The sequence below is a fragment of the Allopusillimonas soli genome, assembly GCF_004153445.1.
GTDB lineage: Bacteria > Pseudomonadota > Gammaproteobacteria > Burkholderiales > Burkholderiaceae_B > Allopusillimonas > Allopusillimonas soli.
Window position 1 is genome coordinate 1080804 of sequence record NZ_SDQC01000001.1, and the last position, 20240, is coordinate 1101043.

Genomic DNA, 20240 nt, shown 5'->3' on the forward strand with positions numbered 1-20240 from the left:
AAGCGCTTTAGACCTCTTGCCACTAAGGCGCGCATTCAGCCATTATTAAGAATAATGATTCTTATTTGCCCTACAATTAAAATCCTGTTCTGACGGGAGTAACACAGCTATGGCAAATGTAAAACGGCGTGCCCTGCTGCGTACTGGTGCAGCACTGGGCACCGGCGCGCTCATCGGCGCACCGCTGCTTCACGTGGCGCAAGCAGCGCAAACTGACACGCTCACGCTCTATAACGGGCAGCATGCCAAGACCACGCAGGCGTTGGTCGCCGCCTTCACCAGCTCCACGGGCATCAAGGTGGATATCCGCAAGGGGAGCAGCGCGCAGCTGGCGAATCAGATCATGGAGGAAGGCGAGCGCTCGCCAGCCGACGTGTTTTACTCCGAGGAAAGTCCGCCCGTGGCGGCGCTGGCCGAGAAAGACCTGCTCGCGAAAATTGATGGCGCAACGCTGAAGCAAATCATGCCAGGGTATACGGCCAACGACGGTACCTGGGCGGGCATCAGTGCCCGCTGCCGCGTGGTGGTTTTCAACCGCGACATGGTGTCGGAATCTGATCTGCCAGATTCGGTGATGGACATGGCCACCGAGGTCTGGAAGGACAAGGTTGGCTTCGTGCCTACCAGCGGCGCCTTCCAGGAACAGATCATTGCCATCAAGCTGATCAAGGGGCGAGACGCCGCGCTTGGCTGGCTCAAGGGATTGAAACAATACGGCCGCATCTACAATGGCAACAAGGCTGCCATGAAGGCGGTGGAGCGTGGCGATATCGCGACCGCGCTGGTGAACAATTACTACTGGTACGCGCTGGCTGACGAAGTGGGCGCCGACAAAATGAAGGCGGGCATCCATTATGCTGGCCACGAGGATCCCGGCGCACTCATCACGGTATCGGCTGCCGGCATCCTCAAAACATCCAGCAAGATCAAAGCCGCCCAGAGGCTGCTGGCGTTCATGGTGAGCGCGGCGGGACAGGATGCCATCGTGGGTTCCGTTGCCGAGTATCCCCTCCGCCCAGGTATCAAATCACCCTACGACTTAAAGCCGTTCGACCAGCTCAATCCGCCGGATGTCAGCCCCGCGGATCTCGGTGACGCAGCGGATGCGCTGGCCCTGCGACGCGAGGCTGGCTTGGCGTGACCCATGTCCTGGCGCGCACACGCCGCGCACACGCGGCGGCGCCTGCTTGGCTGACCATCTGGGCGCTCCTGCCGCTTTTGCTCATAGCGCTTCCCCTCTGCTATGTCGCGATACGCGCATCGCAGGCGGGTTTGGCGGGCGTGGCACAGGAGTTACTGCGCGAGCGTACCTTGATGCTGCTGCTCAATACCGTGGCACTTGCTGTGGGTGTCACGCTCACAGCGAGCATGATCGGACTGGCGGTGGCATGGTGTGTGGAACGATCCGATCTGCCCTTGCGCCGCTTCTGGCGAGTGGCTGCCGGCCTGCCCCTGGCGGTTCCGGCCTTCGTGTCCAGTTACGCATGGTCTTCCATCGCCGTCGGGTTCCAGAGCCTGCCCGGCGCACTCCTGGTTCTGTCTCTCTCGACCTATCCCCTGGTGTATCTGCCGGTCGCGGCGGCACTGCGCAGCGCCGATCCTGCATTTGAGGACGTCTCACGCTCACTCGGACACGGCCCGACCCATACCTTTCTGCATGCGCTCTTGCCCCAGCTTATCCCAGCGCTGGGAGGCGGCAGCCTGCTCGTCTTGACCCACATGTTTTCGGAGTTTGGCGCGTTGGCACTCCTGCGCGTTCAAACTTTCACCACGGCCATTTTTGAATCCTATGAACTGCAGTTTGACAGCGCCACGGCAGCCGTGCAGTCCATTGTGCTTATGGCACTGTGCATACCTGCGGCGTATGGGGAAATGCGCGTGCGCGGGCACAGGCGCATAGCCCGCATGGGTAGGGGTGCCGCCCGCATGGTTCCCAGCGTGCGGCTGGGCAAAGCCAGGCTATTGGTTCTGTTGGCCTTTGGCGGCCTGGGTTTGCTGTCCCTAGGCGTACCGCTGGCCACGCTGGGGTACTGGCTGGCTCATGGCAGATCGCTTGGCCAGGGATATGAGGAAATATGGCCAGCCATCCGAGGCTCCATTGGCTATGCCACATCGGGCGCAGTCCTGGCCAGTATTCTGGCCATGCCGCTTGTGTTGTTATCGATTCGTTATCGAAACCGATTCTCCTCGCTGGCTGAACGCCTGCCATATATTGTTCATGGTCTGCCGGGCGTCGTAGTTGCCCTGGCACTGGTCTTTCTGTCCATACGCGCCGCACCAGCCCTGTACCAAACCAGCATTGTGCTGCTGTGCGCCTATGCAATACTCTTTCTGCCGCTGGCGCAATCATCATTGCGTGCATCGATAGAACTGATTTCCCCGCAGCTCGAACAGATCGCGCGCAGTCTAGGGCGCAGCCCCTTTCGCGTATTCATGTCGGTGGTACTTCCCAACATCGCACCCGGCATAGGCGCGGCCCTTGCCCTCATGATGCTCGAAATCTTCCGGGAACTTACCGCCACGCTCATGCTCGCACCAACAGGCGTCACCACGCTGGCCACACAAGTGTGGTCTTATACCTTCGACGCCGAGTATGCAGCCGCAGCACCCTTCGCCACGCTGCTTGTGCTGATTTCCAGCGTTCCCGTGTGGGTTTTCACGCGGCGCATGCTGCAGTATGGGGGGCAGCCATGAGCGCGGTGAAGGTCGACTCAGTCAACAAGAGGTTTGCCGATGCACAGGTTTTGCACGATGTGCACTTGGATGTGCCGCATGGCGCTGTAATCGCGCTACTCGGCCCCTCCGGATGCGGCAAGACCACCCTGCTGCGGCTGATTGCCGGCTTTGAGCGGCCAGACGAGGGGCATATAGCGTTCGACGGACGCAACATTGTTTCCCGAACGCACTGGGTGCCGCCAGAGCGGCGTGGTATCGGCTATGTGCCGCAAGAGGGCACGCTGTTCCCGCACCTTACCGTCGAAGGCAATGTGCGCTATGGCCTGCCTCGCGGCTCTCGGAGCGGCCGTCGCGTTCAGGAGGTGCTGGATCTCACCGGGCTGAGCGATCTGGGTAAGCGATACCCACACGAAATCTCTGGCGGTCAGCAGCAGCGTGTCGCCCTGGCGCGCGCGCTGGCACCAGGACCAGCGCTGGTATTACTCGACGAGCCTTTCAATGCGCTTGATCTCGACCTGCGACGCAGCATGTGCGAAGACGTCATCCGTCTGCTTCGCGACACGGGCACAACGACTGTCCTTGTCACGCATGACCCAGGAGAGGCGTTTGCCGTATCCGATCAACTCGCCGTTATGCAGGCGGGCAAGATCATGCAATATGACAACCCCGAGCGAGTCTATTGGAAGCCTGCCAACCCGTCTGTTGCCCGCCTGACTGGCCCGACACTCTTTCTGAGTGGCCAGTGCCTGCACGGACACGCTGTTACGCCGCTGGGAACCTTGCCTATCCACGCCAGCTGTACCCCACCTCAGGGTGAGGCCTGGATCATGCTGCGGCCGGAGCAGGTTTGCATGGCCGGAGGGCCTGGCACGAATCAGAGCAGTCACGCACTTTCGCTTTTTTCCCATGGCGATCCTACTGGTGAAAACCGCCTGGGGAAAACCATAGCGGCCCGCGTCACACAACGCTCGTTTCGCGGCGACCATACGATTCTGGGTGTTTCCGTGGCTGGCGCGCATGTCAGCCTGCGCCTGCCGTCGCTATCAGCGCCAGCAAGCGGTACGATAGTTCATCTCATCGTACAGGGTGCGTGCATGGCATATGCTATGCATTAGTCCCGGCGGCGACCTGGTGATGGCAGCATTGGCGCATACCCGCGATGCCGACTGTGAAGAGCGACTGCTCACTCGCACCCTTTCAGGCCTTGAGCATAGCGCCCCGGGTTGAGTAGCGCGACCAGTCCGCAAGCCACCGAGCCCTGCCAGTGGAGGTAGTCGTGTCCGGTATCATGCTCCACCTGCGTCACAGGATAACCTTTTGCGCGCAGCACATCGCCGAAGTGACGCGATGTTTCGAGTATTCCGATATGGCCCCCGCGCGTAGCCTCATACCGGCCCGCATCCAGATAGAACTTCAGAGGCAATTTATCGGCCTGCGCGTATTGCCGCATCATCCAGCCTGGCCGTTCCCCTTCCGGCGACCACCAGTACGAGCCCGACAAGCTGAGTATATTGCCGAACCAGCGGCTATTCATGAGTCCGGCGTATGCGGCAGCCAAGCCTCCATAGCTGGAACCTCCGATGACAGTCTGCGCGGCGGGCTGCGCCAAGCCATGCATCCGGGCCCAAGGCATCAGCTCTTCACCAAGAAAGCGCCCGAACGTCTTGTTTGGCGGCAGCTCCCTGCCCCGTTCCTCGGGGCCGGGATTGGCGATCAGTATCATCGCCGTTGGCGGAATCAGGCCATCAGCTATCAAGTTATCCATGATGACCGGCATTGGCACGCGGCTCCGGTAAGCCTGCCCGTCAAACATCACCAACAGCGCTTCGGGCGCGGCGTGCGTGGGCCGGTATATCCATACATCCCGTTCGTTCCCCAGCAACCGGCTGGCCAGCCGATAGTGCTGCACGCTGCCTGACGCCACATTCACACGCGGCCTGACCCATGGCTGCGGTGGCGCATCTGGCAGGGTCAATACAGAAAACCCTTGATAAACATCGAGTGATGCGTCTTCCATGGCCGGAAAAACATGCGGATTGAGCGGATCGCGCTGAGCGGTAGCTAGAATCACACGCCGCTGATCGCGCTTACTGCCCTCTACAAGCGGAACGTCGGGCGCGATGCGATAGCTCAGTCTCGCCGTATTGGGCATCCGGAATGTTGTCCACCAGACGTCGCTGTCACCCAATCGCGCAAGCGGATCATGATTTCCAGAGGGGCTACCGAACAGCCGGATATTGCTCCCCTCGCCCTGCCAAAGAAAGGTAACCAGGGATTCCGCATCGGACAGCGGCTCTATCAAAGGCGTTCCCGCAAGCGCCATTTCCCGCCAGAAGGCATCGGTGTCTCCACCTTCATCCAAGGTCTTCTGCAAGGCTCTCAGCCGCGGACTTTCCAGGGATGCAGCGGACGGCTCACCTCCTTGCGGCGCTGGCGCCAAAGAGCGAGTCAAGGTGAGATTCACCTGGCCGACTTCGGAACCCGTTGCGCGGACCACCAGCCGCTGGCCCGCCGATGCAATCCACATCAGACCCATGGTGCCGGCATCGGCCACGCCCAGGCGTCGCAGATGCCGTCTCTGCGCATCCTGCAGATCCAGTGTGACGCCTCGGCCATTGAAATCCGCCTGGATCACATGTCCGGCCGGAACCTTCATGCGGTACACCTGCTGTGTACCTGGCGCCACGGAAGCGTGAATTGCGTCACCGACCGCCAGCATGTGCGGCGCCGTGCTGTCGGAGGGCGAGCCTGCGCCACCCTGGGTCCGCTGGCTGGCCTGCTGCGCCAAGGCGGGCTGCGAAAGCAGGGACAAGACCAGCATGGCGCCGGCCACGAACCTCACTCCCTGGCCCTCACGGCCCGCGCTGCGTTGCCCGGCCATCGCAGTCCATGCGGCATGTATCCGCTTGGCAAGCGCCATCAGAATGCGAATGTGGCAGCCAATCGCACCGTGCGCGGCGACGCCGGCATGGCGTAGCCATCCGAGAATGCGCCAGACCAATACTGGCGATTGGTGAGGTTCTCGACGTACAGATTGAAAGTAACCGGGACACGCGCGACTTTGGTCTCGTATTTCGCCATCAGATCGTAGCGATGCCACGATGGAAGCTCCAACGTATTGGTGCTGTTCAGCCACTGCCTTCCGGTGTAGACCACGCGTCCGCCGACGCTCAGGCCCGTAACAGGTGTTGCCCAGGTCAGGCCCAGGTTGGCTGTCCAGTCAGGTACGCCCCAACTGCCTTTTCCGCTGTCGCGCTGCTGCGCATCCAGGTACGACACGCCGCCCAGCACGCTGAGCGTGGGTGCGAGCTGTCCGTACATGGTCCACTCCAGCCCTTGAATGCGCTGCTTGCCGCCATCGGTCATGCGCAGGCCGTCGGCGCTGTCAATCAGCGTTGGCTTGTCTATCTGGAAGGCACTGAGCGTATGGGTGTACGAACCCAGTTTCTGCTTGATGCCCACTTCCATCTGCTTGGTCACCAATGGCTTGAACGACTCACCCTCGTTCACATACCCACGGCTGTAAGGCACCATCTCACCTGGAGACAGGCCTTCCATATAGTTAGCATACAAGGAAGTGTTCTCGCCCCATGGTTTCACGACCAGGCCTACGGACGGCGATAATCGGGTTTCATCATAGTCTTGAGGCAGCTGTTTCACACGCTGCAGGCGCGCGCCCAACGTCAGCAGCACCTTGCCGTCCGCCATGTCAAGCGTGTCGGTCAATGCCAATGAGCTCAGGATATTATCGACCGTGTAGTCCGGATCCTGCGGCGAAGGCGGGAAGACCGGTGCCACGGGATCATAGATGTTTTGCGGGAAGCCCTGGTTGGCGTTGTTCGCAGTCCCTTCCTTATGATGCAGCACATTCGCCGCCACTGTGAAGTCGTGCACCACGCTGCCTGTGTTGAATTGCCCGCGTAAACCGACCTCGGCCACCTTGTCATTGGTCTTGGTATTCACGTTATATACATAACCCGCCGCCGAGCCGTCATCGCCCGTGACAATGGCACGCGTACCAAACATCAGCCCTTTTCCCTGGCTGCTGGATGTGCCGGCGCTGGCGTAGGCCGTCAGCCTGTCGGCAAGATCAACCTCGCCGTGCAGCGCCACACCGTCGTTCGTGTACTTGCCATGCGTACCCTTGAACATGTTCACATCACTATCAGGCGGATCGATCAGGTGGTCCAGGCCCACGACATTGCCGCGTCTGGTCGCAAAACCGTACATGCCCTGGCTGCCGTTGTCTATGGTTTCGCGCGAATGGTAGGCATCAAGCGCCACACGCCAGTTGTCCGCATCGTAATCCAGCGCCAGCGCCCCCAAGCGGCGGCTCTTCTCCTGGTCGGCAACACCGGTGTCGCCCTTGCCATAGGCACCGTTAAACCGTATCCCCAGGCGTTGCTCCTCGCCGAATCGGCGGCCGACGTCCACGTGCCCTTCCCAGAAACTATCCGATGAATAAGAAGTCGTGAGCCGGGTTATGGGCTCTTTGGTGGCGCGCTTGGTTACCAGATTGACTGTGCCGCCCAGGTTCGCGTCCGGCGCCATGCCGCTGAGCAGGGTGCTTGGGCCGCGAAGCACCTCGACGCGTTCAAGAAACTCGGTGGGAATATGCCCTTTTGGGGCAATGCCGTACAAGCCATTGAACGCCACGCTGGGACCATTCACATCAAGCCCGCGTATCTTGAAATGCTCGAACATATGCCCTGTATTGGTCGTGTACCGCACGGAGGGATCGTTCTGCAGCACATCAGCCACGGTCCGCGCCTGCATGTCCTGGATCACCTGCTCGGTATAGGCACTGACGCTTACGGGCGCATCCAATACATTCTTGTTGCCGAGAATACCCAATCGGGCGCCAGTTGCGGCCTGGCCGCCAGGCGCGCTTTGCGGCAAGGTACTTTCGTCATTGCCCTGGACAGTGATTGAAGGCAGGGTGCGTGTGGCCTGGGCTTGGGCAACGGCGCTTCCAGATAAAGCCAGCGCGGCGAGCGCAACAGCACCTGCCGACGCCCGGTTATACAGGGAGTTCTTATGCATAAGATTTATGAGTTTGGCCGCAGAGCACGGCTGATTATGGTTTTGAATGAAAGAATGAAAAATCAGTTAATGCAAATGGTTTTCATTATTATAAGCAGGGTTTATTCAAAAAAACAGAAAAATGGCTGTTGAAAAGCAAAGGCACCCAATTCTGTTGTATCGCCCCAAATTGCCCCGCTCACGCATTCAAGTTAAAAAGAATCCTGTCGCACTGAAGGATACACACCATGAAATACAGCCTGATCTGGAGCCTGGCCATATTGACGGCCGGGCTTACGGCATGCGCCCAGCCAGGCGAAGGACCGTCCGACCGGCATGCGGACACTACAATGGAAAAGACTCTTACGGCCTATCACTGGGAATTGGACCGGATCGTCGACGAGAACGGCGCTGCGCAGGCATCCGGCACGCTGCCGCACGGCCAGAGCGGCGCGCCCATGACCCTGGCTTTTCAGGCACAACGGCTTTCTGTCACAGGTTTGTGCAATGTGCTGAGCGCCGCCTACAACACGCAGGGCGATAACATGCGCATCAGGCAGGTGGTCAGCACCATGCGCATGTGCCCCGATACGGCGCTGATGCGTCATGAACATGCAATCGCCAATCGCTTGCCCGATGTTGCCACATGGCATGTTGCACAGGCAGATAATGCCGCGCAGCCGCTCACGCTCACACTTGCGTTTTCCAATGGCGGTCAGTGGGTGCTGCAGGGCAAGCCCACGCCGGAAACCAGGTATGGTTCCGCAGGCGAAATCAGATTTCTTGAAGTTGCGCCCCAAACCATAACGTGCTCGCACCCGCTGATACCGAAAGCGCAGTGCCTGAATGTGCGTGCAGTGCAATACGACGCCTCGGGCCTGAAAACCGGCGAGGGCCCATGGCATGCACTGCAGGGAGACATAGAAGGCTATCATCATGAACCGGGCGTGCGCAATGTTTTGAGGGTCAAGCGCTTCGTGCGCAGCGATGCGCCGGCGGATGCGCCAGACCAGGTATACGTCCTGGACATGGTTGTGGAAAGCGAACATGCTGCCGGCCAGTACAGCAGCGAATGACAGCAGCTTCGCCTGGGAAACAATGGAATCAAATAAGACGGGCCAACATCACTATGCAATTGACGTCGAATGGCATTACAGTAAAAGCCTACCGGGACCACGCCGTGGGCTGCATGGATGAAGGCGCTGGCGGAGTATGTAGATGAATCAGTTCGATGTAGACCTTTTTGTGATCGGTGCCGGGTCAGGTGGCGTGCGCGCGGCAAGAGTTGCCGCCGGCCATGGCGCCCGCGTCATGGTTGCTGAATCAGATCGTGTTGGCGGCACATGTGTAATTCGCGGATGCGTGCCGAAGAAACTGATGGTTCTGGCAGGCCGCTACGCTGACGACTTCACCGACGCGGCGAGCTTTGGCTGGCGCATTGATACGCCCCGGCATGATTGGGCTGCCCTTATCGCGGCCAAGGACAAGGAAATTGCCAGGCTCGAAGGCATCTACACACGCAATCTGGCCAGCAGCAACGTGACACTAAAGCATGATCACGCTTCCATTGTCGATGCGCACACAGTACGCCTGGATGGAAGCGGCGAAACCATACGCGCCAGGCACATTCTTGTGGCGACGGGAAGCCGCCCCATGAAGGATGGATCGATACCGGGGATGGACTTGGCTGTCACATCGAATGAAATGTTCCACCTGCCCGCGCTGCCAAAGCGGCTTGCCATCATTGGTGGCGGATACATCGCTGTGGAGTTTGCCGGCCTGATGCACGCCCTGGGCAGCGAAGTAACACTGATTCATCGGCGGGACCGCTTACTGCGCGGTTTTGACGAAGACATTCGCACCGCGCTGGGCGCCGCCTACAAGGAACGTGGTATCACTCTGAGGCTTGGGCATACTGTGCAGCGGCTCGATCAGACTCCGCAAGGCACAGCGCTTACATTCATGGACGGAAGCAGCGCCACCTACGACCTTGTCATGCTTGCGACCGGCCGACTGCCCAACATACAGGGCCTGGGCCTGGAAAACGCAGGCGTCACGCTCGAGAATGGCGCCATCGCGGTGGATGCATACTCGACCACGAACGTACCGTCAATCCATGCCGTGGGCGATGTCACCAACCGCGCCAACCTGACTCCCGTCGCCATACGCGAGGGCCAGGCCTTGGCCAACACATTGTTCGGCAACATGCCGACCACAGTGCGTCACGACCTCATCCCTACAGCTGTCTTTTCCACGCCAGAAATCGGCACAGTTGGCTTAACGGAAGCCGCCGCGAGGGATCAGGGCCGGGACATCGCCGTGTTCCAGACCTCATTTCGGCCCATCAAGGCCACCCTGTCCGGCCGCGAAGAGCGCACCATGATGAAGCTGCTTGTCGACGACGCCGATGACCGTGTACTCGGCGTCCATATAGTCGGCGAATCGGCTGGCGAGCTCATCCAGCTGGCAGGCGTTGCCCTAACCTGCGGCGCCACCAAGCAGCAATTCGACGACACTATCGCCGTGCATCCCACCGCAGCCGAGGAGCTTGTCACGATGCGCACTCCGGTGGCCAGGACGAAAACCGAAGATGCCGCCCTGGCCGCGAACTGAAATCGCGTCTATTTACGTTCAGGCACCCAATGCATCCGCCAGCGCCTCGAAGCTGTCCGCCACTACATCCCAATCCTGATCCGGACGCAGGTCGATGGACTGTGCCGGGCCATGCTCGGTGGGCCTGAGAACAAAAGCAGTCCGAAGCCCGCAGGCTCGCGCCGCGGCAAGATCGTTGTTATGTGCGGCAACCATGCATACTTGTCCGGGTTGCAGCGCCAGCAGGTCGGCGGTACGTAGATAGGCCTCGGGCATCGGCTTGTAGGCCTGCACCACTTCGGCTCCCAGTATGGTATGCCATGGGATACCTGCCCGCATGGCCATGTCGAGCATCAGAATAATATTGCCGTTCGATAGCGGCGCAATAATGAAGCGTTTTTTGAGCCGTGCAAGGCCAGGCAGGACATCTGGCCAGGGATCCAGTCTATGCCAGGCCAGCGTAAGCGCCGCCAGTTCGTTCGGATCAATGGCCGTCACATCAACGCCCACCTCTGTCAGCACAGCTTCGAGATTCTCCCTGTGCAAGATGTCCAGACGCGCAAAAGGGCGCTGGCCGCTGCGAACCGCCTCCATGGCAGGCTGATAGCGTCGACGCCACGCGTCAGCGAAATCGGCAGGCGCCATGGGCACACAGTGTTTTTTCAGAAAACCGCTGGCCTGGCGCGAGACGCCGTTTCGCCAATCCACCACCGTGCCAAACACGTCAAACAGCAAAGCGCGGACATCGTCCATGGAATCTGTGCTCCCGATAGTGTCAGGCCGGGATATTCCCGGCCCGCCATGTGCATACACAACACACTGTATGCTACACCCTCGCAATAGCGCTGATGGCACAGCGCCCACCCAAAACATCTGTATTAGCCACGAAACGTCGAAGCCCAAGCCTGCTGCCTATTCCCGGCCTCGCGTCAGCCTTTGATCGGGATACTCGAGCTGCATCGCAACAAAATCCGCTGTATTCGCACCATAACGCCGAGAGATGCCTGCCAGCGCCTGATCCAGCGCCTGTGCGGGCCTGCGCTCGCCCATGAGCGGGATTCGGCGGTCAGCGGGCCACTGTGCCGAGACGTGATCCGGAACAATGGGCAGGCCATGGCGCGTTGCTACAGGCTGGGCACTGGGAGCGAACGTGGCAGCACTCGAGAGGTAAGTGCGCGACCATGCGTCGGCAACCAGAGCAAGAGAAACCTCGTCCATCCCTGTATGCAGCGCAATACCCAGGCTCTCGCGCCGCCAGAAAGCCATACGATTGCGGATGGCCGTCAAGGCGAACGCGCGCGTGAACTGAAAGGCGCCGCTGTCATGCCTTGCATCCCAACGCATAACGCCCATGTCTTGCGCCACATCGCGTGCCTTGTCCTTGCCTGCGATTGCCTCAATCAGCGTCAACATCATCGGCATGGAAGCGGTAATGCCTGTTGTGGTAGCAACACCGCGATCCATAACCAGACGCCGATCGGCCACATAGTTCACGGCGGGATGCGCGTCGCGCAAGGCATCAACGTAGTACCAATGCGTGGTGGCGCGCTTGCCGTCAAGCAGGCCCGCCGACGCCACGACTTTGGCGCCCGCGCAAATACCTATCACCGAGGCGCCTTGCCGCGCCTGACGGCGCAGCCACTGCAGCACGCGCGGATCGTCATCCCGGCTCATTGCGGGAACAATGACATAATCCGCGCCGGCTGGATACCGCGCATCGAACTGGTCAATGGTCGCGTCCGGGATCACCGTCAGCGCAGGAAAGAGTTTGACCGGGCCCTGCTCCGTCGACAGGACAGCCACGTCGGCCACATCGGCACGCCGAAGAATGCCGACCGGGACAAGGTAGTCGGTAAGCTCGGTCGCATCGTTGATACCCACCACCGCCACGACCGGCCGCCTGCGTTTGGACGGTTTCAAGGCCTCGACAGCGGCACGGGTCTCTGGTGCGGGGATGTACGGCAAATGGACCTCAGTAGACGCCTCTGGCAAGCTAGACAGCCACATCGCCATCGCGGCGACGCCCACCGCAGCCACGCCCAAGCCACTCCAAAGCAGTTTTTTCAGAAACATGGACAAGCTCTCCGCGGATAGCATTGACGTTCAGCTTACGCGCGTTACTATAGGTGTGAAATGACATAAATCGGGCAAAAACTGCCATGTCAAGCGCCATCGCCCTTGTTATTCATCCAGGCTTCCAGTTGCTTGATGCGGCCGGGCCCGCAGCGGCCTTCGAAATTGCCGGGCGCCTCAGCACGGGCTACTACGATCTAAGCCTTATCGCCCCCATCGAAGGCAGGGTTGAGAGTTCATCGGGCATTCCCCTGGATGCCCGAAAGCTTCACGCCGGCCCTTTTGACACCATCGTCGTTGCGGGTGGAGAAATCATCCGAGATATGGATGCAGTCCGGCAAATCATAGGCTGGCTTTCCCGGGCTCAAGCGCGGCGCATCGCCAGCGTCTGTTCGGGTGCCTTTCTGCTGGCTGAAGCAGGCCTGCTGAACGGTCGCCGCGCCACAACACACTGGGCCAGCAGCGATCATTTTCGCCAACGCTATCCGCAGGTTACCCTGGAGCCGGATCGCATATTCATACAGGACGGCAACATCTGGACATCGGCCGGCATTTCCGCTGGCATAGACTTGGCGCTTGCACTGATAGAAGCTGATCTTGGCCCCGACATTGCGCGTCGAACCGCGCAGCAGCTCGTCGTACACCATCGCCGCCCCGGCGGCCAGTCGCAGTTCTCGGCCCTGGTGGAGCTGGGCGGCGCATCGGGCCGGTTCGGCGACACCATCGCCTGGATTCGAGCGCATCTTGCCGACACAATCACTGTCGAACGGCTCGCAGACCAAGCAGCCATGAGCCCGCGCAACTTCGCCCGCGCATTTCTACGGGAAACCGGCAGCACACCAGCCAAGGCAGTTGAGCGTCTGCGCCTTGAAGCCGCCCGCGTTCTGGTCGAGAACGGTTGCACACCACTTGACCGCATCGCACAATGCACTGGCTTCGCTGATCCGGGCCGCATGCGCCGCGCCTTCCTGCGCAATTTCGGCCAACCTCCTCAAGCGCTTCGGCGTGCCGCACATGGCAGCAATAGCTTGCCTGACATTCCCTGTCAGACCAAGACTGACACGGGCCTTGCCTGATCCAACATGAGTCAAGCCAGCCCATGCACGGCGCGGCCGTGTGTAGGTCAGGCCAATACAGGGCCAGCCAGGCGCAGGCACGACACATGCTAGGCGATTGGCATTCGAACGGAGGAACGCATGGCGACATCCAGCAAGCGCGCCCTGTGGAAGGGTGCCATCTCATTTGGGCTGGTGCATATTCCAATTGCCCTGCACTCGGCCACAGCCAGCCAGGGTATCGACTTCGATTGGCTCGACAGACGCACCATGGACCCGGTGGGGTACAAGCGAGTGAACAAAGTCACTGGCAAGGAAGTAGACCGAGACGACATTGTGAAAGGCGTGGAGTATGACGATGGAGAATACGTCGTCCTTTCCGCCGAGGAAATATCGGCAGCCTATCCGAAAACCACGCAAACCATAGAAATAGAATCGTTTGTATCCATAGACGACATTCCGTTCGTGTACCTGGACAGGCCTTATTACACATCCCCCATAGGCAAAGGCGACAAGGTCTATGCCTTGCTACGCGAGATACTCCACAAGACGAACAAGGTCGGCGTTGCGAAAGTCGTTATTCAGACGAGACAGCATCTCGCTGTTCTCATGGCCTGCGGGCCGGCGCTCATTCTCAACCTCCTGCGCTGGAGCGACGAGATCCGATCTTGGGAGGACTTGAACCCGCCCGCGCGTGGACCAAAGGGCGCAGGATTGACGGACAAGGAAATGAAAATGGGCGAGCAACTGGTCGAGGACATGAGCGCCCCCTGGAAGCCCGAGCAATTCAGCGACTCCTTCCGCGAACAGATTCTGGCGCTCGTCAGAGAAAAGGCAGAGGCGGGAGAAACCGAATCTGTCAGCGAACCTGAATCACATGAGCACAAAGACGGCAGTGCAAAAATACTTGATCTCACAGAAATGCTGCGCCGCAGCCTGGACAAAGACGGGAAAACGACAAGAAAACCATCTGGAGCGGCCAAATCCGTCACGAAAACCGCGAAATCCAGCCAAGGAAAGCGGTCCGCAGGCGGGGCATCAAAGAAGGCTGCTTCCAAAGACAATGCTTCAAAAGACAAGAAGGCGCGCAAGTCCACTCGCTCCACAGCCAAAAAAGCCTCTCGCAAAACTTCTGGCGGACGCAAGGCCGCATAGGAGATACCTATGGCTCGCATTGATCCATTGAAACGCTATAAGGAAAAACGGGATTTCTCCGCCACACCGGAACCCGCCGCCGGAGGCGCGCCAAATCAACGCTCCCCCGCATTTGTGGTTCAGAAGCACTGGGCACGGCGCCTGCATTACGATTTTCGGCTTGAGTTGGACGGCGCCATGAAAAGCTGGGCTGTTCCCAAAGGACCCAGCCTCGATCCAGCTGACAAGCGTATGGCCGTGCATGTCGAGGATCACCCTATTTCCTACAATCAGTTCGAAGGCCACATTCCGGAGGGCGAATACGGCGCAGGCAAGGTCATTATCTGGGACAGAGGTACATGGGAGCCCTCCCACAACCCTCGCAAAGGATATCGGGAGGGCAAGCTGACTTTTGTCCTCCATGGACACAAGCTCAAGGGCAAATGGGCGCTAGTGCGCATGAAAGGAAAAGATGACCGGCAGGAGGCTTGGCTGCTCATCAAGGAGCAAGATGATCATGCCCGCCCCGCCACCGCCTTCAATATCGTCGAGGCGCTGCCAGATAGCGTCGCAGCGCCAAGCGGCAAACACGCCGCCCTGCCGTCTACTTTGAAGCCCGAGCTGGCCACGCTGGTGGATGCGCCGCCCAGGCGGCCGCAGGACTGGATCTATGAGATCAAGTACGACGGCTATCGCCTGCTCACCCGCATCGAAGCCCAGACCGTGCAGCTGATGACACGTAGCGGCAACGACTGGACGGAACGGCTCCCGCATCTTGCTCGTGCGCTGCGCAACATGCGGCTGCCGTCGGGCTGGTACGATGGGGAAATTGTCGTCATGAACGACCAAGGTCTGCCCGATTTTCAATCATTGCAGAATGCCTTCGACAAAGCGCGCACGAAGGACATCCGCTATTACCTGTTTGATCTGCCTTACTGCGATGGACTGGATCTGCGAGCCGTTCCACTCGAGGCGCGGCGCGCACAGTTGGAACATCTGCTGCGACAGCCGCGCGCCGGCACGGACAGCTCCGTGCTGTTCAGCACAGCCTTTGATGCGCCCGCCGGTGAAATCCAGGCCACTGCATGCAAGTTGGGACTCGAGGGTGTGATAGGCAAGAAGAAAGGCTCGCACTATGTCTCCCGCCGTTCCGCCGACTGGATCAAGCTTAAATGCGGACACAGACAGGAGTTCGTTATCGTGGGCTATACAGACCCCAAGGGCTCGCGCAGCGGCCTGGGCTCACTGTTGCTGGCGGTCCACGACAAGCATGGTGAGTTGCGCTATGCAGGCAATGTGGGAACAGGATTCAACAATGCAAGCCTTAGCCGGATACGCAGCCAGCTAGACGCACTCGGCACGCAAGTCAGCCCGCTTGCACAGCGCGCTGTTACGCAAGGAAAACCACACTGGGTAAAACCTTGTCTGCTGGCTGAGGTGTCCTTTGCCCAATGGACACGCGGCGGCCGAATACGGCATGCGGTGTTTCATGGTTTGCGCACCGATAAACCCGCCAAGGCAATCATCAGGGAAACAGACATGCACGCACAAGCAACAGACTCGCGCGATGCCGATGCGCGCAGCACTCATAAGCATCGCAACGTCTCTTCTCCAAAAGCCGGCAAGACAGCCCATGTCGGCAAGATAAAAGTGACTCATCCTGACCGCATCATTGATGCGGCGTCTGGCACAAGCAAGATGGATGTCGTGCAGTACTACGCACAGGTGGCTGGGGTAATGATGCCACATTTGAAACAAAGGCCTGTGTCACTGGTCCGGGCCCCGGACGGCGTGAAGGGGGAGATGTTCTTCCAGAAGCATATGGAAACCACGAACATGACGGGGGTGCGCACCCTGTCCCAGGATCTCGACCCAGGACATGCGCCACTGATCGAGGTGGCAACCGGCGCGGGGCTGCCGTCGGCCGCGCAAATGAACGTACTTGAGTTTCATACATGGAACGCTTTGCGGACACTCATCGACAAGCCTGATCGCATTACATTCGATCTGGATCCAGGCAAAGGGACCCGCTGGCAGGATATGCAGGAAGCCGCCCTACTGCTGCGTGCCTTTCTGCTGGAGCTGTCGCTGCAGCCATTCTGCAAAACCAGCGGCGGCAAGGGACTGCATGTCGTCGTGCCGATTCAGCGGCGTCACGACTGGGATACCGTCAAGGGCTTCTCGCAAGCCGTGGTCCAGCATCTGGCGCGAACCTTGCCCAATCGCTTCACCGCCAAAAGCGGACCACGTAATCGTGTAGGAAAAATTTTCATTGACTACCTGCGCAATGGCCGAGGGGCCACTACGGTAAGCGCATGGTCCCTGCGCGCCCGCAAGGGCATGGGCGTATCAGTACCCATATTCTGGAGCGAAGTGGAAAAGCTGGACAGCGCCGCGCACTGGCATATCGGCAACATCAACGATCGCCTGGATGAGGGAAACGCACCCTGGGCAGACTACGCATCCTCAAGCACCACGCTGAGCCGGGCGATGAAGGTGCTGGATTACAAGGCAAGAAGGTAGCGTCCGCGCCGTATCCTGTTCAGGTCAGTTGATGCAGGTCAATCGTCGGTATCTTCCGGAGCAATCAGCTACCAATCGGCTCAATGCCAAGAGTATTGAGCCTCGCGATCATATCGGGCTGTTTTACAATCTCGCGCACGGCCTGTTCAAGTTTGCGCATAATACCCGACGGCGTGCCAGTCGGCGCAAACAGCGCCGACCCCATAACTCATTTGAGCCTTGCCACCGCTTGCGGCATATTCCAAACTCACTTCAGGGGAAATAAGACAGAGATCGTTCGTACAACCGGTTCAGCGCTACCTACGGACAGAAGCCGTCCACCTCGATTCAACGCCGCCGTAATTACATTAAGACATGAAAGGCGGTGTATACCTTGCGTATTACTATTTTCCTTCGATGGTGCCAGGAAGGTCTCATATGCGTACAAGTGCCCATGACCTCGACCCTTCCGATTAAACAGCAGCATGCTCCCACGCCGCACATGCACGCTACACGACCGTCAGACGGCCTCAGCCGCACCAAATTCCCGGCTCAGCTCTTTAGCGGCTGCAACTAAAAGCTGACGTGCCTCACTATTGGCAAGAGGGTCGAAACGGGAGGTAGGGCCAGATATAGTCAAGGCCCCCATCAGCAGGTTATCCACACCAAATACTGGGGCTGATAACGAGGATGTTTCCTCCTGCCCGATATTTGAAGAGTGAGCCAGAAATCCCTGCTCGGGGAGAATGTCGTGTTCGGGCCGCTCACTGGAAAAACGCTGAAAAATCCGCCCCGTCGCAGTTTCATCTATGGGCCACAAGCTCCCAGGCTGAACACTCACCCGTAAAGACCGTGGAGACTCGACACGGTACAAACATAAGCGCAAGTCATTTTGCCGCACATAATAAGAGGCGCTCTCCTGCGTTGCCGTGGCTAACCTTTGTAGCAATGGCGTGATGTGATGCGCCGCGTCGAACGCCTTTTCATAGGTTTTCCCTAGCCGCAGCGCACTCACACCCAGCTGGTATTTTCCATCCGATCGTTTGAATGCGTACCCGTGTCGCTCAAACGAAAGAAGGTAGCGACAAATAACGCTTTTGAAAAGTCCCGTTTCGCGCTCGAGTTCCGGGAGTGAAACGATACCCCCTTTCTTCATGAACGCCTCAAGAATGCTTAGCGTGCGCTCCGCCGCTGCAACTGCCCGGTCCACAGGAGCTCTCGGCATGACTCAGTAATCTCATAAATTCCTCGTAACGTAGCAGTATACCTGCCAGTTGGATGACTCATGTTCCGCTGTTTCTTCCTGCGGTTATTTTTTTCTTTCATTTCCTTTTTCATAATGCTATTATGTTTTGGTACTTAATCATTGATGATAATCCCGCACGTTTAGTGGAGTGGACGTTGTGAACTCATCGTCTGAAGAAGGAGGTTCATATGAATAGCAGGTATATTCCTGTAACTGATGCAAGTGCCTGGAAAGCGGCGGACCTGCAAAATGATCAGTCTTGGATTTATCGTTTTAGCGATAAAGACATCCAGAAACTGAATGCCGCGTTGGCGCGTGTAAGACACATCCCCATTACAGAGATACGTAAGCAGGACTTTGATATTGGGCACCTCGAAGGTGTGGTAGAGCGCATCAGTATGCAGATCGAAGACGGCATAGGGCTGGCAGTACTACGCGGCCTGCCGGTCTTGGATTACACCAAAGATGATGCATCCCGCATCTACTGGGGCCTGGGGCAATACATTGGCTGCCCCGTCACCCAGAACTCTCGAGCACATTTACTCGGACATGTGAAAGACGAAGGGGTAGCCTACGGGCACACTACACGGGGCTATAACACGTCGGCCAAGCTTAATTTCCACACGGACAATTGCGATATCGTGGGACTGCTATGTCTACGGGCAGCACGTAGCGGTGGTTTAAGCCGCCTGACCAGTGCCATGTCCATCTTCAATCTATTCCTGCAGAACCGGCCTGAGTTGTTACCGCCGCTGTTTGAAGGGTTTTACTTCGATCTGAAAGGTGAACAATTGCCAAATCGGCCCGAGATATCCACGCATCGGATTCCCGTATTCAGCGATCACGCTAGGAAGCTGAGCTGCAGGTACCTTCGCAATGCCATCGAGCCAGCGTTCGCAAAATCGGGGCAACCGTGCACTGAATCCCAGCGAGCAGCGCTTGACTATTTTGATCACCTCGCCGATTCGCCTGAACTATGTTTCGAAATGGAAATGCAGCCAGGCGATATGCAACTTCTGAATAACCACGTCATCGTCCATTCGCGCACAGCCTTTGAAGACTTCATTCAAGAAGACCAAAAGCGGCATCTTTTGCGGCTCTGGCTACGCACGGACTACCGCCCCTTGGCCACGGAGTTTGCGGAGCGTTTTGGCCCTGGCACCGCTCGCATGGGCGTTCCTACGCCTCTTGCAATGGAGCAAATTCAGTCATGACCCTACTTCAATTAAAAAAATCCATTCAAGGCAACTTGCTGCGGATGGATGAATCGCTTGTGACTCGCGCTGCACCCATACCATGCGCGACACTCTCCGATGCAATGAAGGGGCGCGGCACACTGAACAGTCGCATAAAAGCACTATCAAGCCATATGCGGGTATGCGGTCCAGCACTGACAGTAGAGACCGCAGCAGGTGACAACCTTATGTTTCATGCCGCACTCGCACAGGCAAGACCCGGAGATGTCATCGTTGTCGACGGCCATGGGTATCAAGATCGTGCCATCTGTGGAGAAATTATGGCCACGCAGGCCAAAGCGCTCGGCGTAGCCGGGTTTATCGTAGATGCCGCTGTGCGAGACGTACAAATTCTGGCAAAAGGTGACTTTCCCGTCTTTTCCATAGGAACTCATCCACTGGGTCCGACTAAGTCGGGGCAAGGCCGTATCAATTTCCCCGTAACAGTCGGCGGAATCATCGTGTATCCGGGTGATCTCATAGTAGGAGATGCGGATGGTGTCGTCGCCATAGGTCACGACGACATTGAGCACGTACTGAAACTCGCAATAACGAAGCTGAAGAACGAGGAACAAAGAATCAAAGCCATACACAACGGAGAACCCATCGCCCCGTGGCTGAAAGCACATCTGAATAAGCTGGGGCTACTGCGTTTTGACGCTGAGCGCTAATGCTGCGCAAAAACTATGACCACTACTCACAACA

The 20240-nt window shown here is 58.5% G+C and carries 16 protein-coding genes; 10 read left to right on the forward strand and 6 right to left on the reverse strand.

Going from position 1 to position 20240, the window contains the following annotated elements; all coding sequences use genetic code 11:
* Positions 1 to 109 precede the first annotated feature (109 nt).
* The 3 genes from ERD78_RS05095 to ERD78_RS05105 are packed head-to-tail and all read left to right on the forward strand — an operon-like array spanning position 110 to position 3791.
* Positions 110 to 1141 (forward strand): extracellular solute-binding protein, encoded by a 1032-nt coding sequence (locus ERD78_RS05095; RefSeq protein WP_129968140.1) that lies wholly within the window; start codon positions 110 to 112, stop codon positions 1139 to 1141.
* On the forward strand, positions 1138 to 2694 hold the full coding sequence (locus ERD78_RS05100) for an ABC transporter permease (RefSeq protein ID WP_209019940.1): 1557 nt from the start codon (positions 1138 to 1140) through the stop codon (positions 2692 to 2694). Before ERD78_RS05095 ends, ERD78_RS05100 begins: the two co-directional genes overlap by 4 nt.
* Positions 2691 to 3791, forward strand: a complete 1101-nt coding sequence (locus ERD78_RS05105) for an ABC transporter ATP-binding protein (RefSeq protein ID WP_129968141.1) — start codon at positions 2691 to 2693, stop codon at positions 3789 to 3791. Before ERD78_RS05100 ends, ERD78_RS05105 begins: the two co-directional genes overlap by 4 nt.
* Positions 3792 to 3859: 68 nt before the next feature.
* On the opposite strand, the gene ERD78_RS05110 is transcribed toward ERD78_RS05105, so the two are convergent.
* Together ERD78_RS05110 and ERD78_RS05115 are read right to left on the reverse strand one after the other, a co-directional pair.
* Positions 3860 to 5557 carry an enterochelin esterase domain-containing protein gene (locus ERD78_RS05110; protein ID WP_371734561.1) on the reverse strand — a complete coding sequence of 566 codons (1698 nt, stop codon included), beginning with the start codon at positions 5555 to 5557 and terminating at the stop codon, positions 3860 to 3862.
* 38 nt (positions 5558 to 5595) lie between these two features.
* The gene (locus ERD78_RS05115; protein WP_129968142.1) at positions 5596 to 7719 is read right to left on the reverse strand and encodes a TonB-dependent receptor; all 2124 of its coding nucleotides are present in this window, start codon (positions 7717 to 7719) and stop codon (positions 5596 to 5598) included.
* Positions 7720 to 7946: 227 nt separating this feature from the next.
* Here ERD78_RS05115 and ERD78_RS05120 point away from each other — a divergent pair, with 227 nt between their 5' ends.
* On the forward strand, positions 7947 to 8774 hold the full coding sequence (locus ERD78_RS05120; protein WP_129968143.1) for an META and DUF4377 domain-containing protein: 828 nt from the start codon (positions 7947 to 7949) through the stop codon (positions 8772 to 8774).
* 142 nt (positions 8775 to 8916) lie between these two features.
* A complete protein-coding gene (gor, locus tag ERD78_RS05125) occupies positions 8917 to 10311 on the forward strand; it encodes a glutathione-disulfide reductase (RefSeq protein WP_129968144.1) in 1395 nt (464 codons plus the stop codon).
* A gap of 18 nt (positions 10312 to 10329) precedes the next feature.
* Here the strand turns inward: gor and ERD78_RS05130 are convergent, their stop codons facing one another.
* Complete coding sequence (locus ERD78_RS05130; RefSeq protein ID WP_129968145.1) at positions 10330 to 11043, reverse strand: haloacid dehalogenase type II; 714 nt, start codon at positions 11041 to 11043, stop codon at positions 10330 to 10332.
* A gap of 159 nt (positions 11044 to 11202) precedes the next feature.
* Entirely contained in the window at positions 11203 to 12363 is a 1161-nt protein-coding gene (locus tag ERD78_RS05135; protein ID WP_129968146.1) for a DJ-1/PfpI family protein, read from the reverse strand.
* An 86-nt stretch (positions 12364 to 12449) separates the two neighbouring features.
* Here ERD78_RS05135 and ERD78_RS05140 point away from each other — a divergent pair, with 86 nt between their 5' ends.
* From ERD78_RS05140 to ligD, 3 genes are all read left to right on the forward strand, one after another.
* Entirely contained in the window at positions 12450 to 13439 is a 990-nt protein-coding gene (locus tag ERD78_RS05140) for a GlxA family transcriptional regulator (RefSeq protein WP_129968147.1), read from the forward strand.
* A gap of 120 nt (positions 13440 to 13559) precedes the next feature.
* The gene (ku, locus tag ERD78_RS05145) at positions 13560 to 14573 is read left to right on the forward strand and encodes a non-homologous end joining protein Ku (protein WP_129968148.1); all 1014 of its coding nucleotides are present in this window, start codon (positions 13560 to 13562) and stop codon (positions 14571 to 14573) included.
* 9 nt (positions 14574 to 14582) lie between these two features.
* Entirely contained in the window at positions 14583 to 17075 is a 2493-nt protein-coding gene (gene ligD, locus ERD78_RS05150) for a DNA ligase D (protein ID WP_129968149.1), read from the forward strand.
* Between the two features lie 64 nt (positions 17076 to 17139).
* Here ligD and ERD78_RS20195 read toward each other — a convergent pair whose 3' ends face one another.
* A complete protein-coding gene (locus ERD78_RS20195) occupies positions 17140 to 17280 on the reverse strand; it encodes a tripartite tricarboxylate transporter substrate-binding protein (RefSeq protein WP_129968150.1) in 141 nt (46 codons plus the stop codon).
* A 294-nt stretch (positions 17281 to 17574) separates the two neighbouring features.
* Positions 17575 to 18264, reverse strand: coding sequence for an IclR family transcriptional regulator (locus tag ERD78_RS05160; RefSeq protein ID WP_167668845.1), 690 nt, complete (start codon positions 18262 to 18264; stop codon positions 17575 to 17577).
* A gap of 224 nt (positions 18265 to 18488) precedes the next feature.
* On the opposite strand from ERD78_RS05160, the gene ERD78_RS05165 reads away from it, so the two are divergent.
* Entirely contained in the window at positions 18489 to 19514 is a 1026-nt protein-coding gene (locus ERD78_RS05165; protein ID WP_129968152.1) for a TauD/TfdA family dioxygenase, read from the forward strand.
* The gene (locus tag ERD78_RS05170; protein WP_129968153.1) at positions 19511 to 20206 is read left to right on the forward strand and encodes an RraA family protein; all 696 of its coding nucleotides are present in this window, start codon (positions 19511 to 19513) and stop codon (positions 20204 to 20206) included. Before ERD78_RS05165 ends, ERD78_RS05170 begins: the two co-directional genes overlap by 4 nt.
* Positions 20207 to 20240 lie beyond the last annotated feature (34 nt).

Excerpts from the sequence above, each read along its gene's own strand:
- ERD78_RS05095 (WP_129968140.1), top strand. The coding sequence starts at position 110 with ATGGCAAATGTAAAACGGCGTGCCCTGCTGCGTACTGGTGCAGCACTG.
- ERD78_RS05105 (WP_129968141.1), top strand. The coding sequence starts at position 2,691 with ATGAGCGCGGTGAAGGTCGACTCAGTCAACAAGAGGTTTGCCGATGCA.
- ERD78_RS05110 (WP_371734561.1), bottom strand. The coding sequence starts at position 5,557 with ATGGCCGGGCAACGCAGCGCGGGCCGTGAGGGCCAGGGAGTGAGGTTC.
- ERD78_RS05115 (WP_129968142.1), bottom strand. The coding sequence starts at position 7,719 with ATGCATAAGAACTCCCTGTATAACCGGGCGTCGGCAGGTGCTGTTGCG.
- ERD78_RS05120 (WP_129968143.1), top strand. The coding sequence starts at position 7,947 with ATGAAATACAGCCTGATCTGGAGCCTGGCCATATTGACGGCCGGGCTT.
- gor (WP_129968144.1), top strand. The coding sequence starts at position 8,917 with ATGAATCAGTTCGATGTAGACCTTTTTGTGATCGGTGCCGGGTCAGGT.
- ERD78_RS05130 (WP_129968145.1), bottom strand. The coding sequence starts at position 11,043 with ATGGACGATGTCCGCGCTTTGCTGTTTGACGTGTTTGGCACGGTGGTG.
- ERD78_RS05135 (WP_129968146.1), bottom strand. The coding sequence starts at position 12,363 with ATGTTTCTGAAAAAACTGCTTTGGAGTGGCTTGGGCGTGGCTGCGGTG.
- ERD78_RS05140 (WP_129968147.1), top strand. The coding sequence starts at position 12,450 with ATGTCAAGCGCCATCGCCCTTGTTATTCATCCAGGCTTCCAGTTGCTT.
- ku (WP_129968148.1), top strand. The coding sequence starts at position 13,560 with ATGGCGACATCCAGCAAGCGCGCCCTGTGGAAGGGTGCCATCTCATTT.
- ligD (WP_129968149.1), top strand. The coding sequence starts at position 14,583 with ATGGCTCGCATTGATCCATTGAAACGCTATAAGGAAAAACGGGATTTC.
- ERD78_RS20195 (WP_129968150.1), bottom strand. The coding sequence starts at position 17,280 with ATGGGGTCGGCGCTGTTTGCGCCGACTGGCACGCCGTCGGGTATTATG.
- ERD78_RS05165 (WP_129968152.1), top strand. The coding sequence starts at position 18,489 with ATGAATAGCAGGTATATTCCTGTAACTGATGCAAGTGCCTGGAAAGCG.
- ERD78_RS05170 (WP_129968153.1), top strand. The coding sequence starts at position 19,511 with ATGACCCTACTTCAATTAAAAAAATCCATTCAAGGCAACTTGCTGCGG.